General features: G+C 65.4%; 1 protein-coding gene. It reads right to left on the reverse strand.

Annotation, left to right across the window (positions count from 1 at the left end; genetic code table 11):
- Positions 1-24: 24 nt before the first annotated feature.
- The coding region (locus CXQ97_RS20975) for a substrate-binding domain-containing protein (RefSeq protein WP_104182376.1) at positions 25-630 on the reverse strand (606 nt) is incomplete at its 5' end.

A 630-nucleotide genomic window follows, 5' to 3' on the forward strand; every position in this document is an offset into this window, starting at 1 on the left:
GCGGCCACGAGTCCGGCGCGACGCTCAGATATCGTAGTACCAGCGGGACCAGTCGTAATCGTCGAGGGCTACTTCGCGCAGCAGTTCGATGGCCTTGAGCAACGCGGGCGATTCGCTGGCGCGCGCATGCACCAGGTAGACCGGATAGCTGAACTCCGGCGCCTGCTCCACTCGCTTGAGAAGCCCTTCTTCCAGATAGCGCTGGACCACGCGGGTGCGAAAGTAGCCGCGGCCGCCGCATTGCACCAGATACTGCAAGGCCAGCGGCCCGAGGCTGAATGACAGCGCGGCGCGGGTGTATTCGGGCAGCGCCTGGTTATGCTGCTTGCGAAATGCCGGCCCCCAATCCACGTACAGATACGGCGTTGGATTCTGCGCCTGCACCACCTGGATCAGCTTTTCCTCCAGCAGCTGTTCGACCTGCAGACCGGGCAGGTACTCCGGCTGGTGTACCAGCGCGGCGTCGAGCACGCCGAGGTCGAGCTTCTTCTGCAGCTCTTCGCCGCTGCCCACTTCCAGTCGCACGGAGTGGCCCGGCAGCGCTTGCCGCAGCCGCTGGACCCAGGCCAGCATCAGCGGGTTGCACAGGCTCACCTCGGCGCCGAGCGTGAGCAGTTCGCCATAACCCCG

Origin of the sequence: Arthrobacter sp. B0490, assembly GCF_002929355.1 — a bacterium.
Taxonomy (GTDB): Bacteria; Actinomycetota; Actinomycetes; order Actinomycetales; family Micrococcaceae; genus Arthrobacter_D.